The organism is Bacillus cereus group sp. MS39, from assembly GCF_040448665.1.
Classification (GTDB): Bacteria; Bacillota; Bacilli; order Bacillales; family Bacillaceae_G; genus Bacillus_A; species Bacillus_A wiedmannii.
In genome coordinates, this window is the sequence record NZ_CP123058.1 from 4,325,366 (window position 1) to 4,348,325 (window position 22,960).

Below are 22,960 nucleotides of genomic sequence, written 5' to 3' on the forward strand. Positions count from 1 at the left end.
AAACAAAACGCCTTCAATACGATTGAAGGCGTTTCTTATATTTTATTGTGCGATTAATTCAGCATCCATTACTTTCTCCAAATGAGATAATACACGCTTTGCAGCCCTCTCACCTTGATCAATACAGTCTGGAAGACCAGAACCAGCGTAAGAACTACCTGCCAAGTATATACCTGGCAACTCTTTCTCCATAAATGTTGTGAGTTTCTTCATTCGCTCGTTATGGCCTACTGTATATTGGGGCATTGCTTCTTTCCAGCGACTTACGACTGTAAACTCTGGATCCTCCGTAATATCCATCGTCTTTCGTAAGTCTTCTAGTACAAGCCTAACAAGTTCCTCTTCTGTTTGTTCTACAACCGCTTCATCACCAGGGCGTCCAACGTAACAACGAAGAAGTGTTTTTCCTTCTGGCGTTGTATGTGGCCATTTTTTATGTGTCCACGTACATGCTGTAATTGTGTAATCGCTATTTCGAGATACGACAAATCCTGTTCCATCGATATCGCGCTGAATGGCTGATTTCGAAAAAGCCATTGCTACATTCGCAACTGATGTGGACGGAATGTTGCGGAAGAAACGAAACTGCTTGTACTGTGCAAACATAGATGGCAATACTTTATGTGAGCTTGCCACTACGACCGCGTCCGCTTCTATTTCTTTTCCGTTACTAAGAGTAATCGTGTAAGCATCACCAAGTTTTGCAACTTTTTCAATGCGAGTTCCCTTTATTATCATACCTTCATGTATCTTTGCTTCGAGAGATTCTACGATAGATTCTAAACCTGTTTTCACTGTTTGGAAGATTCCCTTTTTCGGTTCAGATTTCTCTTTTTTCGGAGCAAGTGTACGCATACCGAGTGAAATACTGCGATGTTTCTGCTCAATTTGATACATTTGGGGGAATGTTGACATTAAGCTCATTTCATCGATATCCCCTGCATAAATACCCGATAGTAATGGTTCTATTAAATTTTCAACCACTTCGTTGCCGAGGCGATGTCTGAAAAACTGCCCGAGTGATTGGTCAGATACTGGTTTTGATCTCGGCATTAACAGATCAAAACCAGCTCTTAGTTTACCAATTGGGGAGAACAGCCTGGAAAATAGAAACGGCGTAATTTGCGTTGGAATTCCCATCATCGATCCGCTCGGCATTTTATGTAACCGATTGTTTACGAGGATAAATGATTGACCGGCCTTATTATTTACAATTTCATCGCCAAGACCTAATTCTCGCGCCAGTCTAGAGGCACTTTCTTTTCGTGCTAAGAAAGAATCCGGTCCGCGTTCAATTGTAAATCCATCTTTTCGAACGGTTTGAATTTTCCCGCCAAGTTTACCCGATGCTTCTATCAGTAATGTATCGATCGGCAAGTTCTTGTCATGAATATCTTTTTGTAAGTTATACATTGTTGTTAATCCTGTGATGCCACCGCCGATAATTACAACTTTTTTCCTCAAGCAGGCTCCCCCTTTCTTCTTACATTACAGATTCTTTTTTCTTTAATACAACATCTGTTAAAGAGTCGATAAATGCGTCCGATGCATTTGGCATTTCTGGACGATAATATTTCGCGCCAATTTCATCTGTCACAACTTTACACTCAAAGTCATTGTCATATAAAACTTCTAAATGCTCCGCAACAAATCCAACTGGTGCGTATACGAATGAACTGTATCCATACTTTTCATTTAGTTCTCTCGTTAAATCTTGTACATCTGGACCAATCCAAGGATCTGGCGTGTTTCCTGCGCTTTGCCAACCTACTGCATAGTTCGCTACTCCAGCACCTCTTGCAATATAATCCGCTGTTTCATTTAATTGATCTGGATATGGATCGCCCATTGCAATAATTTTCTCTGGTAAGCTATGAGCAGATACGATTAATACTGCTTTTTCACGCTCTGTGTCTGACATACCGTTATATATACCTTTCACTGCATCAACCCAGTACTGGATGAATTTCGGTTCTTTATACCAGCTATCAATGCCGTGAATTGTTAAGTTTCCAAGTTTCTCAGCTTCTTCTTGTGCTCGTCCTACATACGATTTCACGCTAAATGTAGAATAGTGCGGCGCAAGAACAAGTGCGATTGCATCTTGTATACCGTCGTTATGCATATCCTTCACTGCATCTTCAATGAACGGTTCGATATGTTTTAAACCAAGATACATATGGTACTCTACTTCATCTTGTACTTCATTTAAACGCTGTTCTAACTTTTTAGCTTGCTCTAATGTAATAGTAGCTAAAGGAGAAATGCCACCAATTGCACGGTAACGCTCTGTTAAATCTTCTAGCATTTCAGGACTTGGCTTTCTTCCTCTACGAATATGTGTATAGTAACGTTCAATATCTTCTTCTTTATATGGCGTTCCGTATGCCATTACAAGCAAACCAATTTTCTTTTTCATACAGCTATTCTCCTTTACTTCGCTAACTGTTCTTTAGAGTATTCATGAATAAATGTAGTTAATTGTTTTAATGTATCTGGATTTACCTCTGGGAATACACCGTGACCTAAGTTAAAGATATAACCTGGCTCTTTCATCCCTTGATCTAAAATAGCTTTTACATGTTCTTCAATAACAGACCAAGGTGCTAGTAAGAATGAAGGATCCATATTTCCTTGTACCGCCTTATGAACACCGCGTGCACGTGCTTCTTCAATCGGTAAACGCCAGTCTAAACCTACAACATCAAGAGGTAAGTCATGCCATTCATTCACTAAGTGCGCAGCTCCTACGCCGTGCATAATCATTGGAACACCCATCGTACGAACTTCTGCAAAAATACGCTCCATCGCTGGTTTAATAAATATGCGGTAATCTGCTACATTCACTGTGCCAACCCAAGAATCGAAAATTTGAACTGCTTTTGCTCCTGCGTTAATTTGCGCTTTTAAATATGTAATAACCATATCTGCTAGCTTATCCATTAATGCGAACCAAGCTTTCGGCTCTGCATACATGAACGCTTTCGTATTATGATAATTACGAGATGGACCGCCTTCAATCATATAGCTCGCTAATGTAAATGGAGCTCCTGAAAAACCGATTAACGGTACGTCTAACATTTCTGTCGTTAATAAACGAATCGTATCTAATATGTACGGTACGTCATCTTCTGGATTGATTTCCCCTAGTTTTTCTACGTCTTGTAAAGAACGAATTGGATTATCAATAACTGGGCCAATACCTGATTTAATTTCTACATCCACACCAATTGCAGGTAGTGGTGACATAATATCTTTATAAAGAATTGCTGCGTCTACGTTATATTGATCGACTGGCAACTTTGTAACGTAAGCACATAACTCTGGATTATGTGTAATTTCAAATAAAGAATACTTTTCTTTTATCTTTCTATATTCCGGCTGCGAACGACCTGCTTGACGCATATACCATGCTGGTACATAATCAGTACGTTCCCCCCTACATGCTTTTAAAAATGTCTCATTTATAGTTCTTACCAAGACCCTTGCTCCCTTCCTTGCCAATGCTTTTGCTCTAAATACGTTCTATTCCGATATTTATCTTTTTTTACTATACAGCTTGTAAAAACAAAATGCATAACATTATGTACGTTGTTCATGAAATTGACACAAACATTCGTAAAACCGCTTACTATTTTCACAACATTCTTATTATAGCACAGAGAAAAACTATGGTTTAGCTACTTTTGACTTTTCTCCTTCACGTTTCGTTTGTGTGTTATATGGTACAACGTAAAAACTCGGTTTTGAAAAGATGTTAACGAACTTTTCCTCATATTCTCCGGCACCATTTACAGTGCCTACATGCGTATGAACTCCGTTTTCCACTCTATAAATACGATACATAATTCTTTCATCTGGAAGTGGTGTCCAGCTTAATTTTGCTTTAAATAAACCGAAAGGGCTAAACGCTAATTTCATTTTCACATCTTCAATCTTGCGCAGCCGAATCGGAGCACCGATTGTTTCCACACCTTCTGGTTTCATAAACTGCTCTTTCTGTTCTACATTTGCCTTCGTTAAAATTTTCTTAAACAATTTCGTTGCTGACGCACTTTCTCCTTGCAACTGATGCTCTTTATCCGTACGGTCATAACCAATCCAAACAGCACCTACTAAATTTGGCGTATAGCCAACGAACCACATATCTCTAGCTCCATTATCGTCATTCGGTAAGGAAGTTGTACCTGTTTTCCCAGCTAATGCACCGCTATATATGCCTGCTTTCGCTGTCCCTTCCTTCACAACCCCTTCTAACATTTTCGTCATATACCATGCCGTTTGTTTCGAGAAAATTTTCGTTTCTACTTTTGGCGATTCTCCAATAACTGCGCCGTGTCTATTTAACACTTTATCAATCACGTGCGGCTCAATAATAGCGCCATTTGCTAAAAATGCACGATACATTTTCACAAGATCAAATGTTGAAACACCATTTTTCAGCCCGCCAAGTGCTGTACTTAAACCAGCATCGGCAATATGAACATTTCCTTTCTCTAAATATTGCTTTCCTTCTTCTACCCCTAACTCATTTAATAAAGAAACTGCCGGCACATTTGCTGACTCTAAAATCGCATCGTACATCGTCATTTCTTTCGAATACGCATGGTTATAATTTCGGGGTTCATAGCCTTCAAATGAATTTCTTTCATTCGTCAATAAAGAATACGGATTATACTTTTTCGTTTCGAGTGCTGGTGCATAGACGATAAGTGGTTTTAGCACAGAACCGGGCTGTCTTTTTGCGAAAATACGATTAAAGCCTCTCGGGACGTACTTTCTTCCGCCAATCGCCGCTTTAATTCCGCCCGTACGATTATCCATTAATAAAAAAGCACCTTGCGCCCCCTCTTCTTTACCAGGGAAATTCCTTGCATCTTGAAACTGGTTATACGCTACCTTTTGAATCTTTTCATCCATCGGTACGACAAACGTATATCCTCCGCGCAGTACTTCTTGATGAGACAATCCGTATAAACGAGCTGCTTCATCTATAACCATATCAATATACGGCATATATGCGAGTTCATTCTCGTCTAAGTTTTTATATAAAGCAATTGTCTTTCCTTGATAACGTACACTATCTTCGGCAGTCAAATAGCCTTGTTTATGCATAAGTGACAATACGAGATCACGGCGCTCCTTACTTTTCTCTGGAGAGAAATAAGGTGAATATCCGTTTGGTGACTTCGGAAGACCTGCAAGCATTGCTCCTTCTTCTACGGTTAGATCTTCTACATTTTTATTAAAATACAACTTTGCTGCTGCTTGAATACCGTAAGCCCCATGCCCAAAATAAATATGATTCATATACATTTCAAGAATTTGTTGCTTCGTATATTTTTGCTCTAATTGAAGCGAAATTGCGACTTCCTTCAATTTACGCGTAACTGTTTTTTCACGAGTTAAAAAGACGTTTTTCGCTAGTTGCTGTGTAATGGTACTACCGCCTTCGACCTTCTCTCCAGCTAACGTATCTTTATAAAGAGCACGGAATATAGACGGGTAATCAATTCCTTGATGCTCATAAAAACGAGAATCTTCCACCGCAATAAACGCCTGCTGGACATGCTTTGGAATTTGCTCTACTGGTACGAGATCTCTATTTTCTACATATAATTTCGTAATCTCTTTCCCTTTCTGGTCAACGATACGTGATGAAGAGTGGAAAACGAGCTGCTTTTCATCCATCATATAGCCACCAGCTAACACAATAAGTTTATAAAGTACAATCGCTAATACTAGCGTTGCGAATCCACCTAATAAAGTCCACTTTACTTTCTTCATACATCGGCCTTCTTTCCAAATGATGGTACATTTATTATTTGAAAAAGAAGTATCTTTATGTATATAATCTTCGAAGTTTTTTAAGAGAGTTGATATAATAGAAACAAATAATTAAGGGGGCATTAAAATGAAGGCTATTATTTCATACGAAACACCTCTAGAACAAGCACATTTCACTGCAAAAAATAATGAAAAAGATATGTTTTATAAAGAAAATACAGAAGAATCAGTAGAATCAGCGCTTCAATATGACGTACTAGACGCTGTTGGCGAATTTAAAGGACAACCTGGCTATATCGTTTGTAACAACATTTCTGTAACAGACGAAGGTCGCCCAGTATTTGAAAACCGATTTAAAAACCGAGCAGGCCTTATTGAAAACGAACCCGGCTTCCAAGCAATCCGTGTTCTACGCCCATTAAGTAACGATACATATGTCATCTTAACGATGTGGGAAACGGAACAAAACTTTAAAGATTGGACAGAATCACGTTCATTCGAAAACGCTCATAAAAAACGCCCTGCACAAGCAGAAGGACAAGCTCAGGCGCATCCACATGCGGAACAGCAGAAAAGTATTTTCTCTCGTCCGTCATTTGTGACTACTTTTGATGTGTTAGTTTAAGTTTTTGAGTTCGGAGTTTGAAGACCACGGTATGTGAAATTATATCAACGATTTTCCGAATATATCTATCATATCTTTGAATATATCAACGATTTTTTCAATATATCGACGATTCGACAAAGAATATCGACTTATCGACAAATGACGACATAAAAAAGGAAACACCGTTACACGCCGGTGCTTCCTTTTTCTTTGTACCAATTATATATACGAAGCGCATCTTCTTTTTGCATATGCTTCACTTTGTAACGATGCCCCGCTACCGATACCACTGCTGTACATAGCTCGTCTTTCTTTTGAAAATATGATTGATTGTATCCTACTGCTTGAACATGTCTTCTTCGCATAATTCCTGTATATTTCGCAAGACCACGGTATACCATGACTAACTGATTGTCTCGTATCATATATCCGCCACTTGTATACCGAGCGTATGCAAGCAACGTAAATATGATAAATAGTGGTATTAAAGTGAACAACGCAATATTTTGTTTGAAATATATACTCGTACCGATGATCGGCAGTGCGAGCACAGCACTTGTAATCCAGCCCATTATTACGTAACGACGTAATGCAGCCTTCGGTAAATGAACGATTTCCTCTTCCATTTCATACGGTAACTGCAAATATGTAAGTAACTGCTGGACATCTTTCTTTTTCATAAAAGGATGTAACATAACTTCATTTCCAGCTGCTTCTATACTTTGAATGACTTCCACTTCGACAGAGCAATAACCGAAAGGCTGGCGGAGAATTCCTTCTTTCACAGTGATCGCTTGAATACGGTGTAATTTTAAAACAAACTCTTTCTTATCAAATAACCCTTGTACGATACGAATTTCATTTCCTTTTCGCTCTATTTTAAAGTTCGCATATTTTAACGCATAGCCAGCTGTTGAAATGACCCACGAAACCGCCATTAAAATCGCGGCCATAACGATTAATTCATATACACCGTTATCCATCACATACGCTTCCACTTTATTTATGAGCCATTCTGGAAGAAATTGATTAAACTCTGTGTAAATAAGAAGTAATCCTGAAAACACTAATCCGAATCTACCAGACGTAATGGAAGCTGCTAAAATTTCTTTCATCGTTAACTGATAAATCGTCTTACTTTCTTCTGCCATGGGTACTTCTTCACTCGCAGCGCTTCTTTTTTTATTTAATAAAGCAATCAGTTCCTTCGCTTCCTCTTCTCTAATGCCAGCTAACATCACTTCTGGCTCACTACCCCCGCCGGCTACTTCTATGTTTAGTTTCGTCAGGCCAAGTACTTGATAAATGATGTTAGAAGACGTACTAATATTTTGCACACGTTCTTTATTTAAGTAACTTTCTTTCTTAACGAACACACCGTGCTTTATATGTAAAATATTATTTTCAACCCAGTACACTTTGAAATACCATTTTATAGCTGAGAAAATTGCCATAATAAATAATATGGCCAAAAGAACAAGATGTAAGAAATACCAAGGTTTTACTTCACCATCTGAACGAAATAAAACAAGAAAAATAAAAGGCAACAAAGTCGCAATTCGAATACCTAATAAAATTGTGATCGGATGTTGCCTCTTATACATCCTCATCACTCACTTTCGCAAGTTCTCCAATTTGTCTTTTCAGCTGCTCTGCTTCTTCCTTCGTTAAACCTGGAATACTATGAGAAGTTGCCGCTGTTGAAATATGTAATTCCGCTAAATTATACTTTCTCATAATCGGGCCTTGTTCAATCGTTACGTGCTGCACACGAATCATCGGAATGAGTACGCGTTTTACAACGAACATTCCCTTTTGAATCTCAATCTCTTCTTCATTTAATCTGTAACTATAATAACGTTGACGTAAATTTGGAAACACAAAATAATCAAGCGGGATAAATGTAATAGCTCCTGTTACTAGCAAGCCAAACAACCAGCCCCACCAGTTAAAATTGATCATAAAAAAGAAATACGCAATTACGACTGCTAGTATAACTGCCGCCCCAATGAAAGCGTGGATTCGCCACACTTTCAGCATATCAGAATGAATCTCCCTTTCTAACGGCTGCATCTCATCACTCCAATTATATGAATGTATTAATTATATATTAGTTGGTATATACATATTTGTAAAATTATCCCGCGTTAACGGGCAGTAAAACTCCCCAAAAATTTCAGCTGGAGCAAAGAAGTTAGGTGGGCGTCGGGCTGCCCGTAAACGTCCGATTGGTGAGAGCTAATAATCAGTGGGGATGAATCCCCCACTGATTAAAGTTTCACTTTATAGTTTCCTACATCGTATCAATCATTTCCTTAAAATTCCCTTCATTAATCGCATACACATGAAACTGAATGTAGTCTATTTCATTCGTATTCGGACGGGCATATGGCAAAATAGTAAATTTAGAAGCTGATCTTCCTAACATATCTACAATCATTAGAGAAACGTCAATATATTCGAAATCCACACGGAATACTACCGCTTCCCCTGTAAATTCATAATCTTTAATCGCATCATAAGATTTATTCGCACTAATTAACATTACTTTTAATAGTTGGTTCAAATTTTCTGGTTTAAAATTAATCATATACACAGCTCCTTTTTTAATAAAACACTATGAAAACAGTGTAATCTTATACTTTCATAGCTTTACACATCAATTATATAAAAAATAAAGCTAGTTTTTTATATATTTTTTGATATAATTACATACGGGAAACGGGAAGAATTTTGTCTTCCCTTGTGTTTTTATTTGCATCTAGTACTTTTGCTAGATGCTTTTTTTATGCTAAAAAAGGTACCCTCATATACTTTGAGGATACCTTTTTCATCGATTTAGTGCATTTCAATAATCGTACCATCTTCGAATACTTTGAATACGCCAGTAAATCCTGATCCAGCTGCGCCTTCTATTTTATATGTCGTACGCACTCTAATTTTATAATATTTCTTTCCATTTTCTACTTGTGTATCTTCTAGCGTGTAATCATATTCTTCTTTATATTCATTTTTGATATATTCTTTAGCTTTCTCAAAAGTAAATGCATTTTGATTCTTTCCTGCCTCAGTTTTTCCGTTCTTTTCTGTTACTACCTTTTGATTTTTTTCTGCCTCAGTTTTTCCGTTCTTTTCTGTTGCTACCTTTTGATTTTTTTCTGTCTCAGTTTTTTCGTTCTTTTCTGTTGCTACCTTTTGATTTGTTACTACATTTGTTTTTTCGTTCTTTTCTGTTGCTACTTTTTGATTCGTTACTACATTTGTTTTTTGTGCCCTCGCTGCTGCTTCATTCTTTGCAGTTTTTTCTTCTTCATTCATTTTAGTAACTAATCCTACCGCTTTTTTATTATATTCTTCAAGGTTCTTATTATCTTTTGTTTCTGCAACTAGCTTATTTAATATCTCTTTCGCTTCTGCATAATTTTTCTTACTTAATAACTCTTCACTTTTCGTCAGTTGCTCGCTATACTTCTTTTTTTGCTCTAAGATGGCTAGTAATGCTGTTCGTTCTTCCTTTGCTTGTTTTACAAGCGCAGCATTTCCATTCTTCATGTTCTCTACTTTTTCAAATGACTTGATTGATTCTTCTATCTTTGTTTCTTCTTTTAACTTCACTGCTTCAATCATTACTTTCGTTTGTTCTACAAGCACCATTACATCTGAATCTTCTTTTTTCTCATCTAGCGCTTTTTCAAATGATGATAAAGCATTTTTATATTCTTTATTCGTTAACGCGGTCTTTCCTTCATCCATTGCTTTGTCAAAATTCCCATTACTACATCCAGCTAACATTAAAAACGTAAGTCCAATTACCATTAATAACTTTTTCATTTTTTCTCCTCCTATATATCCCTAAAACAATAACAGCATATGTATAAAAGTCTGTGTAGTAATTAGAATGAAAGTAAAGATGTACTGTATGTGGGAAAGGAAGTACATTTCATTTACTATCATTACTTAAAACTCCTAAATAGTTGGTAGTTGGTTTTCTTCTTTTAAAGACAGAAAGGAATTTTAATAATGTGCGTAAAGCTCTCACCAGGCTCTTTACTACACACACTCTTATACACATAGAAAAACTATTTTTAGGTTGCTATTTTTTTAGCTTTACATATTCTCGGTTGTTTGGCTACGAACCTCATTCCGTAACATACCGAAAAACAAAAGAAAACAAACCGTAACATAAGTTACCGTTTGTAACTTTCTTGTAACACAAATGTAACATAAGGTTTTTGAATATACAATAGTTTTTTACATTATTTTCCCCTATCTACATTTTAAGGTGTTAATACAGTGCTAAAACGAGTTTCATCTCCCACCTGCTATTGAACTATCATCCTTTGAACACTTTAGGAAAAAGCCCTCTTTCTTAAAGTACTCAAATTAATTACATAGATAACTCTTTTTTCACCCAAACATTACGAAGGCCTTTAACCTTTTATTTTCACATTAAATATATATAGCTATTTTTTGATATAACCATATTAAGAAAATAGGACGAAATTTTTCTTCCTTTTTGTTTCTATTTGCATCGAGTTCTTTTGCTAAATGTTTTTTATGCCAAATAAAAAAGGTATCCTCCAATACTTTGAGGATACCTTTTCATTTTTATTATCTCTGCTGTTTTCTACCTAATACGAGCAATCCAAAACTCATCATAATAAGAAGTGCTCCCATATATGGTTCCACAGGCATTTTCTGTCCTGTCTTCGGTAATTCTTTTTCAGGCTTCTCTGGATCCGTCGTTTCTGGTTTTTCTGGATCCGTTGTTTCTGGTTTTTCTGGATCCGTTGTTTCTGGCTTCTCTGGATCCGTTGTTTCTGGTTTTTCTGGATCCGTTGTTTCTGGTTTTTCTGGATCCGTCGTTTCTGGTTTCTCTGGGCCTGGTGGTGCTAAAGAAGTCAATTTGTTTAATACTTCTAATTGAACTGGACTTATCATTCCTTTTGTAATTTCAAATGGAATTGGATTAGTTAATTTTTCATAACCCTTTGGTGCTTCTACTTCTACAAGTGTGTAGTGACCTACAGATAAGTCTGAGACTTTCGCTTTTCCTTCTTTATCTGTTGTTACTTTCGTTACTACTTTTCCTTTTTCGTCATGAACTTCAAACACTGCCCCTGATAATACATTCTTACTTTCAGCAGCCATTTTTGTAATTTCTACTGAACCTTTGTCTAACTGTTCATTCTCTACTTTTAGTAATAAAACTTCTGTCAGACCTTTTTTGATTTCGAATGATACTGGTTCTGTTAGTTTTTTGTAACCTGGTAAACTCTCCGTTTCTACTAATTTGTATTTTCCTACTGATAGATCTGAAACTTTCGCTTTTCCTTCTTTATCTGTTGTCACTTTCGTTACTACTTTTCCTTGCTCATCTTGTACTTCAAAGACTACGCCTTCTAATACTTTTTGGCTATCTTTATCTACTTTTGTTACTTCTACATTTCCCTTGTCTAACATTTCATTTTCTACTGTTAAAGCAAGAGATTTCGTCATACCTTTTTCAATTTGGAAAGTAATTGGATCTACCAATTGCTTATATCCTTTTGGTGCTTTTACTTCTACTAGCTTGTATGTGCCAACTGATAAATTAGTAACTTGTGCGTGTCCTTTTTTATCTGTCGTTATTTTAGCGACTACTTGTCCTGCTGCATCTTGAATCTCAAATACTGCATCAGCTAAAGCATCTTTCGTTTCTTTGTCTACTTTTGTAATTTCTACATTTCCTACATCCACTAATTCATTTTCTACAGTCAATTGTAATGCTGTAACTCTACCCTTTTCAATTTCGAATGAAATTGGCTTTTCTAGTGGTTTGTATCCTGCCGGTGTTTCTACTTCTACTAACTCATACTTTCCAATAGATAAATCTGAAACGTTTGCTTTTCCTTCTTTATCCGTTTTTACTTTCGCAACTACTTTTCCTTTTGAATCACGTACTTCAAATACAACATTTTCTAATGGTGCTTTACTGTCTTTATCTATTTTTGTGATTTCTACATTCCCCGTATCTACCATTTCATTTTCTACAGTGAACGCTAAAGATTTTGTCATACCTTTTGTAATTTCAAATGGTACAGGCTTTTCTAATTTTTTGTAGCCTGGTAAACTCTCTACTTCTACTAGCTTGTACTTTCCTACTGATAAATCTGCAACTGTTGCTTTTCCAGCTTTATCTGTCGTTACTTTCGTTACTACCTTGCCTTTGTCGTCTTGAACTTCAAAGACTACACCTGCTAATACTTTTTGACTATCTTTATCTACTTTTGTAATTTCTACTGAACCTTTATCTACCATTTCATTTTCTATTTTTAATGATAGAACTTCTGTCATTCCTTTTTTAATTTCAAACGATACTGGTTCTGTTAATTGTTTGTAACCTGGTAAGCTTTCTTTCTCTACTAATTTGTACTTTCCTACAGATAAGTCTGAGATTTTTGCTTTACCATTTTTATCTGTTTTTACTTCCGTTACTACTTTGCCTTTTTCATCTTGTACTTCGAAAACTACGCCTTCTAATACTTTTTGACTATCTTTATCTACTTTTGTAATTTCTACTGAACCTTTATCTACTAGTTCATTCTCTACTTTTAATGATAAGACTTCTGTCATACCTTTTTTGATTTCGAATGATACTGGCTCTGTTAGCTTTTTGTAGCCTGGTAAATTTTCTGCTTCTACTAGTTTGTAATTCCCTACAGATAGATCTGAAATTTTCGCTTTTCCTTCTTTATCTGTTGTTACTTTTGTTACTACTTTGCCTGCTTCATCTTGGATTTCAAAGACTACGCCTTCTAATAACGCGCCACTTTCTTTGTCCACTTTTGTAATTTCTACTGAACCTTTATCTACTAGTTCATTCTCTACTTTTAGTGATAAAACTTCTGTCATACCTTTTTTGATTTCGAATGATACTGGCTTCGCTAGTTTTTTATATCCTGGTAAGCTTTCTACCTCTACTAGCTTATATTTTCCTACTGATAAATCAGCAATTTTTGCTTTTCCTTCTTTATCTGTCGTTACTTTTGTTACTACTTTGCCTTTTTCATCTTGCACTTCGAATGTTACGCCCGCTAATACTGCGCCACTTTCTTTGTCTACTTTTGTAATCTCTACTGAACCTTTATCTAACAGTTCGTTCTCTACTTTCAATGATAAAACTTTCGTCATACCTTTTTTGATTTCGAATAATACTGGCTCTGTTAATTTTTTGTAACCCGGTAAGCTTTCTTTTTCTACTAATTTGTACTTTCCTACTGATAAGTCTGAGATTTTTGCTTTTCCTTCTTTATCTGTCGTTACTTCTGTTACTACTTTGCCTTGTTCGTCTTGTACTTCGAAGACTACACCTGCTAATGCTTTTTGACTATCTTTATCTACTTTTGTGATTTCTACTGAACCTTTATCTACTAGTTCATTCTCTACTTTTAATGATAAGACTTCTGTCATACCTTTTTTGATTTCGAATGATACTGGCTCTGTTAGCTTTTTGTAGCCTGGTAAGCTTTCTACTTCTACTAGTTTGTAATTCCCTACAGATAGATCTGAAATTTTCGCTTTTCCTTCTTTATCTGTTGTTACTTTTGTTACTACTTTGCCTGCTTCATCTTGGATTTCAAAGACTACGCCTTCTAATACTTTTTGACTATCTTTATCTACTTTTGTAATTTCTACTGAACCTTTATCTACTAGTTCATTCTCTACTTTTAGTGATAAAACTTCTGTCATACCTTTTTTGATTTCGAATGATACTGGCTTCGCTAGTTTTTTATATCCTGGTAAGCTTTCTACCTCTACTAGCTTATATTTTCCTACTGATAAATCAGCAATTTTTGCTTTTCCTTCTTTATCTGTCGTTACTTTTGTTACTACTTTGCCTTTTTCATCTTGCACTTCAAATGTTACGCCTTCTAATAACGCGCCTCTTTCTTTGTCCACTTTTGTAATTTCTACTGAACCTTTATCTAACAGTTCGTTCTCTACTTTCAATGATAAAACTTTCGTCATACCTTTTTTGATTTCGAATGATACTGGCTCTGTTAATTTTTTGTAACCCGGTAAGCTTTCTTTTTCTACTAATTTGTACTTTCCTACAGATAAGTCTGAGATTTTTGCTTTTCCTTCTTTATCTGTCGTTACTTCTGTTACTACTTTGCCTTGTTCGTCTTGTACTTCGAAGACTACACCTGCTAATGCTTTTTGACTATCTTTATCTACTTTTGTGATTTCTACATTTCCCTTGTCTAACATTTCGTTTTCTACTGTTAAAGCAAGAGATTTTGTCATGCCTTTTTCAATTTGGAAAGTAATCGGATCTACTAATTGCTTATATCCTTTTGGTGCTTTTACTTCTACTAACTTGTATGTTCCAACTGATAAATTAGTAACTTGTGCGTGTCCTTTTTTATCTGTCGTTATTTTAGCGACTACTTGTCCTGCTGCATCTTGAATCTCAAATACTGCATCAGCTAAAGCATCTTTCGTTTCTTTGTCTACTTTTGTAATTTCTACATTTCCTACATCCACTAATTCATTTTCTACAGTCAATTGTAATGCTGTAACTCTACCCTTTTCAATTTCGAATGAAATTGGCTTTTCTAGTGGTTTGTATCCTGCCGGTGTTTCTACTTCTACCAACTCATACTTTCCAATAGATAAATCTGAAACGTTTGCTTTTCCTTCTTTATCCGTTTTTACTTTCGCAACTACTTTTCCTTTTGAATCACGTACTTCAAATACAACATTTTCTAATGGTGCTTTACTATCTTTATCTATTTTTGTTATCTCGACACTCCCTGTATCCACCATTTCATTTTCTACTTTTAATGATAGGACTTCGGTCATGCCTTTTTTAATTTCAAATGATACTGGTTTTTCTAACTTTTTATAACCAGGTAAACTTTCTACCTCTACTAATTCATACTTTCCTACTGATAAATCTGAAACATTTGCTTTTCCTTCTTTATCTGTCGTTACTTTTTTAACTTCGTTACCTTTCTCATCTTGGACAACGAACGTTACTCCCGCTAACGGTGCTTTATTATCTTTGTCTATCTTTGTTATTTCTACATTCCCCGTATCTACCATTTCATTTTCTATTTTTAATGATAAGACCTCGGTCATGCCTTTTGTAATTTCAAACGATACTGGCTCTATTAATTTCTTATAACCTGGTAAACTTTCTTTTTCTACTAATTTATACTTTCCTACTGATAAATCATCAATTGTTGCTTTTCCATCTTTATCTGTTGTTACTTCTTTGACTACTTTATCTTTTTCATCTCGTACTTCGAAGACTACGCCTTTTAATGCTTTCTGGCTGTCTTTATCTACTTTTGTGATTTCTACTGAACCTTTATCTAACTGTTCATTCTCTACTTTTAATGATAGGACTTTCGTCATACCTTTTGTAATTTCAAATGATACTGGATCTGTTAGTTTCTTATAACCTGGTAAGCTTTTCGTCTCTACTAATTTGTACTTTCCTACTGAAAGATCTGAAACGGTTGCTTTTCCTTCTTTATCTGTTGTTACCTCTTTGACTACTTTATCTTTTTCATCTCGTACTTCGAAAACTACGCCTTTTAATGCTTTCTGGCTATCTTTATCCACTTTTGTAATTTCTACTGAACCGTTTTCTAACTGTTCATTCTCTACTTTTAATGATAGGACTTTCGTCATACCTTTTGTAATTTCAAACGATACTGGCTCTGTTAGTTTCTTGTAACCTGGTAAGCTTTTCGTCTCTACTAATTTGTACTTTCCTACTGAAAGATCTGAAACGTTTGCCTTTCCTTCTTTATCCGTCGTTACTTTTCTTACTACTTCACCTTTCTCATTTTGGACTTCGAATTCGACATCCGCTAATGCTGAACCGTTTTCTTTGTCCACCTTTGTAATTTCTACATTACCTTTATCTGTCATTGCATTTTCTACTGTTATTGGGAATATGCCGTCCCCTGTTACATTTACTTCGAATTCTGTTTCTTTTAATTGGTATCCTTCAGGCGCTTTCGTTTCTTTTAAAATATATTTTCCTGGCGCTAACGGTTGAGAAATTGCCTTACCATCTTTATCTGTAATAATATGCTCAACTACTACATCGTCTTTTACTATATCAAACTCTGCATTTGCTAATGGTTTTTCACCATTTTCCGAATCAATTTTCTTTAATTCAATTTGACCCTTTTGCAAAGTATTTTTGACTTCAATGGCTTTTGTTTCACCAGCTTGAAGTGTAACCTCTACTGGAATTGTTAATTTTTGATATCCTTCTGGCGCTACTGTTTCATAAATTTTATACGTCCCAGGAGCTAAAGTTTGAGGTACTGAAAAACCGTTTTCGTCCGTTATCAATTTTGCAACAACTTCATTTGCACTATTTTGAACTTCAAATTCAGCACCTTTTAACCCTTTGTTCGGATTCTCAGCATCTATTTTACGAATCGATACTGTACCTTCTTTTGGAGCTTCAGGCGGCGTAACAGTTACTTCTTTCGATGTTAATGTTTTATCATCAAAATGTAATTCCGCTTTATTAGGAATCTTCTTATCTACGTAAGAAGATAAATCTGCATTAGCTTTAATTTTCGCCTTAATGCTGAGGTTAATTACCTGGTCTTCATATGACTTATAGTCAAAATTCTCACCAAACGTAAATGTTACTTCACTCTTTTGTTTATCTATATTTAACGTTCCTTTAGAAGTAATATCTTGACCATTTTGATCATATACTTTTGCCTCTAATACTTCTAAAACATCCTCTAAATCATCACTAATTACCATTGACGTATAATTAGACGGATTTTTCGGTATATGTGTACCAACTTGGTATTGAATAGCTTGATCCATTTGTGTTAACTGCTGATTCTCTACAAGCTTATCATTCTCATCAACTATATTTTTTTCAATGCTAGGTGGATTATCGTCACCTGAACCGGTTCCTCCCCCACCACTTACAAATACTTCTCCAACTTTTTCTTCAGTTACAATATTTTTACCTTCTAATTTCACTATATTTTTATGAGGCTTTGCAGCAGGATTAGTAATCTTTGTTTTATATCTTAAAATATAACCTTTTGAACTGTCTGGAAATTCAATTGTAAATCCAGTTTTCGTTGCATTAATTTTAATTTTAGATAAATCTGCTGGCTTAACATTTGTTGGTGCATAGCCATCTTCAAATACAGCCTCTTCTAATACTAAGCTATCTGTAATTAATTCATGCCCAGGTCCTAATGTGTCTGTTAATTTAAGATCTTGCATTTCTGTTCCAGTTGCATTTACATATACAAGCCAATCAGCAATGGACGGATCTTCTTGATTATAAGAACCCCATTTCAATAAATTATCTGTATTGGGATGTGGCTTCGGTCTCTCTGTCGTATTATTTACACTTACTTCTTTATTAACGATTTGACCATCAACGTTAAATTCTAATGGAATTTCTTTGACACCATCATATGCTTCTAGCCCAAAGTAGAATTCTACGAATAAAGAACCTTTAATGTTATTCTTTCCTTCTACGTAATCACCCATAGTACATGTCAATAGACCCTTTTTCATCTCACATGTACCAACTGTTTTTCCTTCAGCATCTTTTAAAGGAAAACTCATATTCATAAGATCTTTTCTGAATTCTTTTGGCATATCAATTGTGAATTGATCTCCACTTTTTATTTTTTCTTTAGCTGACCACTTCACTTCTACTTTCATGCCATCTGAGGCTTGATATGGTTCAGACGTTGTACCATCAGTACGGGAGATATTAATCTCGTCCACTGGATTTTTTATCACAGCGGCTTGAATAACTGGAGCCCACACATTTAGCACTGAAAATAATACTAGAAAAACTAATGAAACCATCGAAATATACCTTTTAGTACTTTTCATTTGCATAATTCCCTCCTATTTTTTATATTTATATAACAAAAAAAGACCGTCCGGTTGCATCAAAAATGTGCAACCAGACGATCTTAGTAACCAATATGTATTACCGTAGACTCTAAGCTTTGCGGCCTATCCTTTCGAATAGTGTGCTAAAAATATTTTTTATTCTTTTTTTGTTTCATTTTCCTCTTAAACCAAATATTACTATACCGTCTGGACGGTTATAATTCAATACTCTATGAAATTGTTCTATTTTTCTAATAAAAAAATAATTCACCAGTGCATTAAATAAGCAATGGTGAATTATTTTACATTATATAGTTCGTATATTCTATTTATATGAATTACAAATAAGAGCTTGAATCACTTTCTCTCTTAATTCGGGGCTTAGTCTTCCAACCCCTAAATATTCCGAATACCATAATCCATCTGCCGCTAATCTAATAATTGTGGCACAAACTGAATCTATCTCATCATTTTCTATTTTATGTTGCAGTTGCTGAAATGATTGTTGTAACGGTTCAAGTAATTCAGGTTTTAGCATTAATGCTGCCATCATACTACTACCCAGCTCTTCTACTCTTCTCTCATTACTTAATCTTTCCTCTACAAAAGAACGTACCCACCTTCCTTTCTTCTCTAAGTCTTCCGCTACTTTATTGTGAATAGCGTCTTGATACTCCTCCGTCCCTTTGAGTATCATGCCCTCTATTAAAGCTTCTTTATTTGCAAAGTGATACAACAATCCACCTTTACTTATCCCCGCCTCTTTTGCTACCGCTTCTAAAGTTAACTTAGCAACCCCTTTACATTGCACAATTTGAGAAGCAGCTTCTAAAATCTTTTGCCGTGTGATACTTGTACTCATTCCTTTTTAAAACCCCATTTCTACTAAATTTATATAAATACGTACCTTATTTTTAATATCGCTGAGTAATAATAAATATTTTCTTTATACAACAAAAGCTTCATTGCCTTTGAATTGTTCATTGCTTCTTCTATTAAAAATTTCCATATCATTCAATATGATAACATTAAATACCGAAAGTTGACTATACATCTATACTTTTATATTCATTGAAAATATATCCATAAACACGAAATGTATAAAAATTGATTATCCTTATATATCTAATCTATAATTTAAAGAGGTTTATATTTTCATAAAAATAAAGTGGAATTTTATAAGGCTGATTCCATTGGAAAAATTCTCTATTAGTTATTTAATATGCTTACTGGTTTTTTCTATCATTGTGAACGTTTTATAGTATACACTAGTTCCAAATTATGCTGACTCCTGGGGACCGATTTGGGTATCTATTATTATGTTTTCAATTCTTGGAAGCATCCCTTTTCTTATCGGTTGTTTATTTGGTGAATTTTGTTATAGAAAAATAAAAAGAAGTCACGAATTAAAGATCGGAATTCCTTTATTTATATTGTTAGGTATTTCTTACAATCATTTATTCTTTATGTGGTTTAACGACAGAGATTTTTTATCCTTTTATTTAGAAGCTTTTCTGGATACTGGCCTTCCTATTACTGTATCATCTTTACTGTTTTATCTTGTAAGACGGCGTTAATTCTTTATTCACTACATAAAAAAATGTTATTACTCCTGTTACATTGAGTAATAACATTTTTATTTTAAGCTATTTAACAAATTTGTTTCCAACTAGCATCCTTCACATCTTCACTAGTCGGCTTTCTAACTGATTTCACAAAACATTCCTCGCAAGCACCAAATGCAATGAAATTTTTCTGTGCTTGTCTTAACGAGACTTCATTCGCCCCGTCTTCCGTAAAAGACGAGCCATTCTATTTAATCCTCACTTAATCTCTTCTTATACCAATCCTGCATTCTCTCCGCATCTGCTACTCTCGTATGCTCTAGTTTATAATTGGATGATGCGTTAGAGAACTTATACGTACATAAATCCGCTCGGCGCTGGAAATATGATTGTGTCTTTTCCATTGATTGGACGTGCCTTCTTCTAACAAGCCCTGTATATTTGCCGACGCTGCGATATACAAGCGTAATTTGCTCTCCGTTTACACTGTAACCATTTGTTTTAAATGTTGCGTATCCAAGTGTAAAGATGAGGATTGCTAGCGGAATTAATGCCCACATGATGTAATACTTTTCAAAGTATATACTTATTCCAGTAAGCGGGATTGCTAGCATAGCGAAGAATATAAAACTATCAATGAGATAGCGGCGTAATGCTGCTTTTGGTAGTGAAATAATGTTTTTATTCAGTTCATATGGTAGTTGTAAATGTGCGAGTAACTGTTGTACGCGATCTTTTCGAATGATAGGATGCAACGTAACTTTTTCTTTCTCGTCCCCCAGTCCTTTACTTTGAATCACTTCTACTTGTACAGCACAATAACCGAATGGCTGACGCAAAATACTTTCTTTTATCGTAATACCTTGAATACGGTGCAATTTTAGTACAAGCTCTTTCTTTTCAAGCAAACCTTGCGAAATGCGGACTTCGTCATTCCTTCGATTCACTGTGAAATCTCCATGTTTTAGCGCATAACCGATTGTCGATATAATCCACGAAAGGACGATCAAAATGGCTACCATGAAAATCCAGCCATATATATCATGTTCCATTACATACGACTTTACGCCATTCTCTATCCATTTTGGAATGTACTCATCTACTTGGTGGTACACGAAAAAGATTAATGAGAATAATAGTCCAAACTGACCAGATGTAACAGATGCTAATAAAATTTCTTTCCAAGTTAATTTGTATTCTGTCGCTTGTTTTTCTTCTGTAACGATTTCTTTTTCGACTACTTTTTCTGATGTATCTTCTGCTTTCACTTCTGGAGTTGGCTCATTTAGCATTGCAATAAGCTCTGTTGCCTCTTCTACTGTAATACCAGCTAAGCTAACTTCTGCATCATCGCCTCCGCCAGCTGTTTCAATCTGAATTTTCTTTAAACCGAGCATTTGATATAACACGTTAGAACTTGTGTTAATCGTTTGAACACGTTCTTTATTTAAATAGCTCTCCTTCTTCACAAAGAGCCCTTGTTTCACATGTAATACGTTATTTTCAACCCAATATGTTGTGTAGTACCATTTTTCAAACGCTGAAAAAACGGTGAGTAAACCGAATCCAGCGGGAATTAAATACCAAAACGGGAATTTTCCGTTTAAGCTAAACATGAAAATAATGAGTGGTATAAAGTCTGTTATTTTTAATTCTAATAACATCGTAATGGGATGCTGCCTCTTATACATCCTCATCACTCACTTTCGCTAATTCTGCGATTTTCGTTTTCAACATTTCCGCTTCATACATCGTTAAGCCTGGGATGCTGTGAGAAGTTGCCGCCGTTGAAATGTGTAATTCTGCTAAGCCATATTTTCTCATAATCGGCCCTTGTTCAATCGTCACGTGTTGTACACGAATCATCGGCACTAATACGCGCTTTACGACGAAAAGACCGTGCTGAATTTCAAGCTCTTCTTCATTTAATTGATAACTGTAATAACGTTGACGTAGTTTCGGGAATAAGAAGTACGAAAATGGTGCGAACGCAACTGTTAGCCCAATCATCACATACAAAATCCACGCCCACCAATCAAACTTTATCATGAGGAAAAGGTAAGCTAAAATAACGAGGATACCAATCCCTTCTTCAATGACAGCACGAACTTTCCACACCTTGACCATGTCAGGGTGAATTTCATTCTTCAATGGATCCATGTAACCACTCCAAATCTAGTAATCTAATATATGAATACTCTCAAATTATATTTTACATAACTTTACAGGGAATTGAAATTCAATCTTCTTTCTTCTCAGGAATAAAATATCCGAACCACAGTAGCCAAATGAAACCGATTAGCTTCATCCAACTTCCATCCGCTTGAAAAGCTTCTATCATGCCTGGAATTTTATACACTCCAATGAACCCAAGAAAACCGAGCCACCAGTTTTTTTGCATTTTCACTTTTATTCCTCCTTCATTACGTTTTTCACATTTTGAATCCAAATTTCTTTATACTTTAACTGGAATCCCATCAGCATGTAATTACTCATATTATCGATTACGAGCGCTAACGTATGAGCATTTTCTTCCGTTGCATGTTGTGACACAACGTCAAGTTCTACACCTTTCTTCAATAAATCGTGGAAACCATTTAAGAAATCTTCTTGTATTTCAAATAAGCGTTTCTGATACTTTTCATTTCGCGCCGCAGTTACGATGAATTCATTTATAACACGTAATATTCCTTCTTGGCCTTCATACTCAGAGAGCATATGTAAACCATCGGCAATTAATTTTTCTGCAAAGTTTTCTTTCGTATATTGTTCTTTATTGAAATAACTCACGAAATGATACCCAGAAAAAATTTCTTCAAATAAAAAATCAACTAACGCTTCTTTAGAAGAAAAATGATAATAAATAGCCGGTTTTGAAATACCTACCTCTTTCGCGATCATGGAAAGGCTCATTTTCTCAATGCCGTGCTCTGCCATGAGTTTAAATGATGCCTCTACAATGTTTTGCGATGTTTGTAAATTCTTTGTCATACTGTACCTCACTTATTTTTACTTACCGGTCGGTAAGTAAATTATAAAATGAAACGAAATGATTTGCAAGTTAGTTAGCGTTCCAGGAGGAATTTATTGGTAAATAAAGAAA

The 22,960-nt window shown here is 35.4% G+C and carries 16 protein-coding genes, 1 pseudogene and 1 riboswitch; of the genes and pseudogenes, 2 read left to right on the forward strand and 15 right to left on the reverse strand.

Features of this window, described 5'->3' with window-relative positions:
- Positions 1–42 precede the first annotated feature (42 nt).
- From hemY to QEP67_RS22405, 4 genes are all read right to left on the reverse strand, one after another.
- Entirely contained in the window at positions 43–1,464 is a 1,422-nt protein-coding gene (gene hemY, locus QEP67_RS22390) for a protoporphyrinogen oxidase (protein ID WP_001228086.1), read from the reverse strand.
- Positions 1,465–1,483: 19 nt separating this feature from the next.
- Positions 1,484–2,419 carry a ferrochelatase gene (gene hemH / locus QEP67_RS22395; RefSeq protein WP_000726802.1) on the reverse strand — a complete coding sequence of 312 codons (936 nt, stop codon included), beginning with the start codon at positions 2,417–2,419 and terminating at the stop codon, positions 1,484–1,486.
- 14 nt (positions 2,420–2,433) lie between these two features.
- The gene (gene hemE, locus QEP67_RS22400; RefSeq protein WP_000252602.1) at positions 2,434–3,480 is read right to left on the reverse strand and encodes a uroporphyrinogen decarboxylase; all 1,047 of its coding nucleotides are present in this window, start codon (positions 3,478–3,480) and stop codon (positions 2,434–2,436) included.
- 189 nt (positions 3,481–3,669) lie between these two features.
- On the reverse strand, positions 3,670–5,787 hold the full coding sequence (locus QEP67_RS22405; RefSeq protein WP_000756245.1) for a PBP1A family penicillin-binding protein: 2,118 nt from the start codon (positions 5,785–5,787) through the stop codon (positions 3,670–3,672).
- A 127-nt stretch (positions 5,788–5,914) separates the two neighbouring features.
- Here QEP67_RS22405 and hmoB point away from each other — a divergent pair, with 127 nt between their 5' ends.
- Positions 5,915–6,412 (forward strand): heme-degrading monooxygenase HmoB, encoded by a 498-nt coding sequence (hmoB, locus tag QEP67_RS22410; RefSeq protein ID WP_000644083.1) that lies wholly within the window; start codon positions 5,915–5,917, stop codon positions 6,410–6,412.
- Between the two features lie 167 nt (positions 6,413–6,579).
- Here the strand turns inward: hmoB and QEP67_RS22415 are convergent, their stop codons facing one another.
- The 6 genes from QEP67_RS22415 to QEP67_RS22440 form a co-directional block, all read right to left on the reverse strand.
- Complete coding sequence (locus QEP67_RS22415) at positions 6,580–7,998, reverse strand: PH domain-containing protein (RefSeq protein WP_000278138.1); 1,419 nt, start codon at positions 7,996–7,998, stop codon at positions 6,580–6,582.
- Positions 7,991–8,467, reverse strand: coding sequence for a PH domain-containing protein (locus QEP67_RS22420; RefSeq protein ID WP_088091237.1), 477 nt, complete (start codon positions 8,465–8,467; stop codon positions 7,991–7,993). The genes QEP67_RS22415 and QEP67_RS22420 overlap by 8 nt, the downstream gene beginning before the upstream one ends.
- Positions 8,468–8,687: 220 nt before the next feature.
- Positions 8,688–8,984 carry a hypothetical protein gene (locus QEP67_RS22425; RefSeq protein WP_000606811.1) on the reverse strand — a complete coding sequence of 99 codons (297 nt, stop codon included), beginning with the start codon at positions 8,982–8,984 and terminating at the stop codon, positions 8,688–8,690.
- Positions 8,985–9,232: 248 nt separating this feature from the next.
- Complete coding sequence (locus tag QEP67_RS22430) at positions 9,233–10,225, reverse strand: hypothetical protein (protein ID WP_353706432.1); 993 nt, start codon at positions 10,223–10,225, stop codon at positions 9,233–9,235.
- 780 nt (positions 10,226–11,005) lie between these two features.
- Complete coding sequence (locus tag QEP67_RS22435; RefSeq protein WP_353706433.1) at positions 11,006–18,295, reverse strand: SpaA isopeptide-forming pilin-related protein; 7,290 nt, start codon at positions 18,293–18,295, stop codon at positions 11,006–11,008.
- Positions 18,296–18,354: 59 nt separating this feature from the next.
- Positions 18,355–18,447: riboswitch (cyclic di-GMP riboswitch) on the reverse strand.
- Positions 18,448–18,617: 170 nt separating this feature from the next.
- A complete protein-coding gene (locus QEP67_RS22440; protein ID WP_000107849.1) occupies positions 18,618–19,154 on the reverse strand; it encodes a TetR/AcrR family transcriptional regulator in 537 nt (178 codons plus the stop codon).
- A 439-nt stretch (positions 19,155–19,593) separates the two neighbouring features.
- Between QEP67_RS22440 and QEP67_RS22445 the strand changes: the two genes are divergently transcribed.
- Positions 19,594–19,869, forward strand: coding sequence for a hypothetical protein (locus tag QEP67_RS22445; RefSeq protein ID WP_239661039.1), 276 nt, complete (start codon positions 19,594–19,596; stop codon positions 19,867–19,869).
- A gap of 73 nt (positions 19,870–19,942) precedes the next feature.
- On the opposite strand, the pseudogene QEP67_RS22450 reads toward QEP67_RS22445, so the two are convergent.
- The 5 genes and pseudogenes from QEP67_RS22450 to QEP67_RS22470 form a co-directional block, all read right to left on the reverse strand.
- A pseudogene (locus QEP67_RS22450) lies at positions 19,943–20,092 on the reverse strand (CPCC family cysteine-rich protein); the annotation flags it as partial.
- A 16-nt stretch (positions 20,093–20,108) separates the two neighbouring features.
- Complete coding sequence (locus tag QEP67_RS22455; RefSeq protein WP_000278229.1) at positions 20,109–21,548, reverse strand: PH domain-containing protein; 1,440 nt, start codon at positions 21,546–21,548, stop codon at positions 20,109–20,111.
- Positions 21,541–22,017, reverse strand: a complete 477-nt coding sequence (locus QEP67_RS22460; protein ID WP_000371356.1) for a PH domain-containing protein — start codon at positions 22,015–22,017, stop codon at positions 21,541–21,543. The genes QEP67_RS22455 and QEP67_RS22460 overlap by 8 nt, the downstream gene beginning before the upstream one ends.
- Positions 22,018–22,096: 79 nt before the next feature.
- The gene (locus QEP67_RS22465; protein WP_000783815.1) at positions 22,097–22,264 is read right to left on the reverse strand and encodes a hypothetical protein; all 168 of its coding nucleotides are present in this window, start codon (positions 22,262–22,264) and stop codon (positions 22,097–22,099) included.
- Positions 22,265–22,266: 2 nt separating this feature from the next.
- Positions 22,267–22,848: a TetR/AcrR family transcriptional regulator gene (locus QEP67_RS22470; RefSeq protein WP_000164863.1), complete on the reverse strand. Its 582-nt coding sequence runs from the start codon at positions 22,846–22,848 to the stop codon at positions 22,267–22,269.
- Positions 22,849–22,960: the final 112 nt, after the last annotated feature.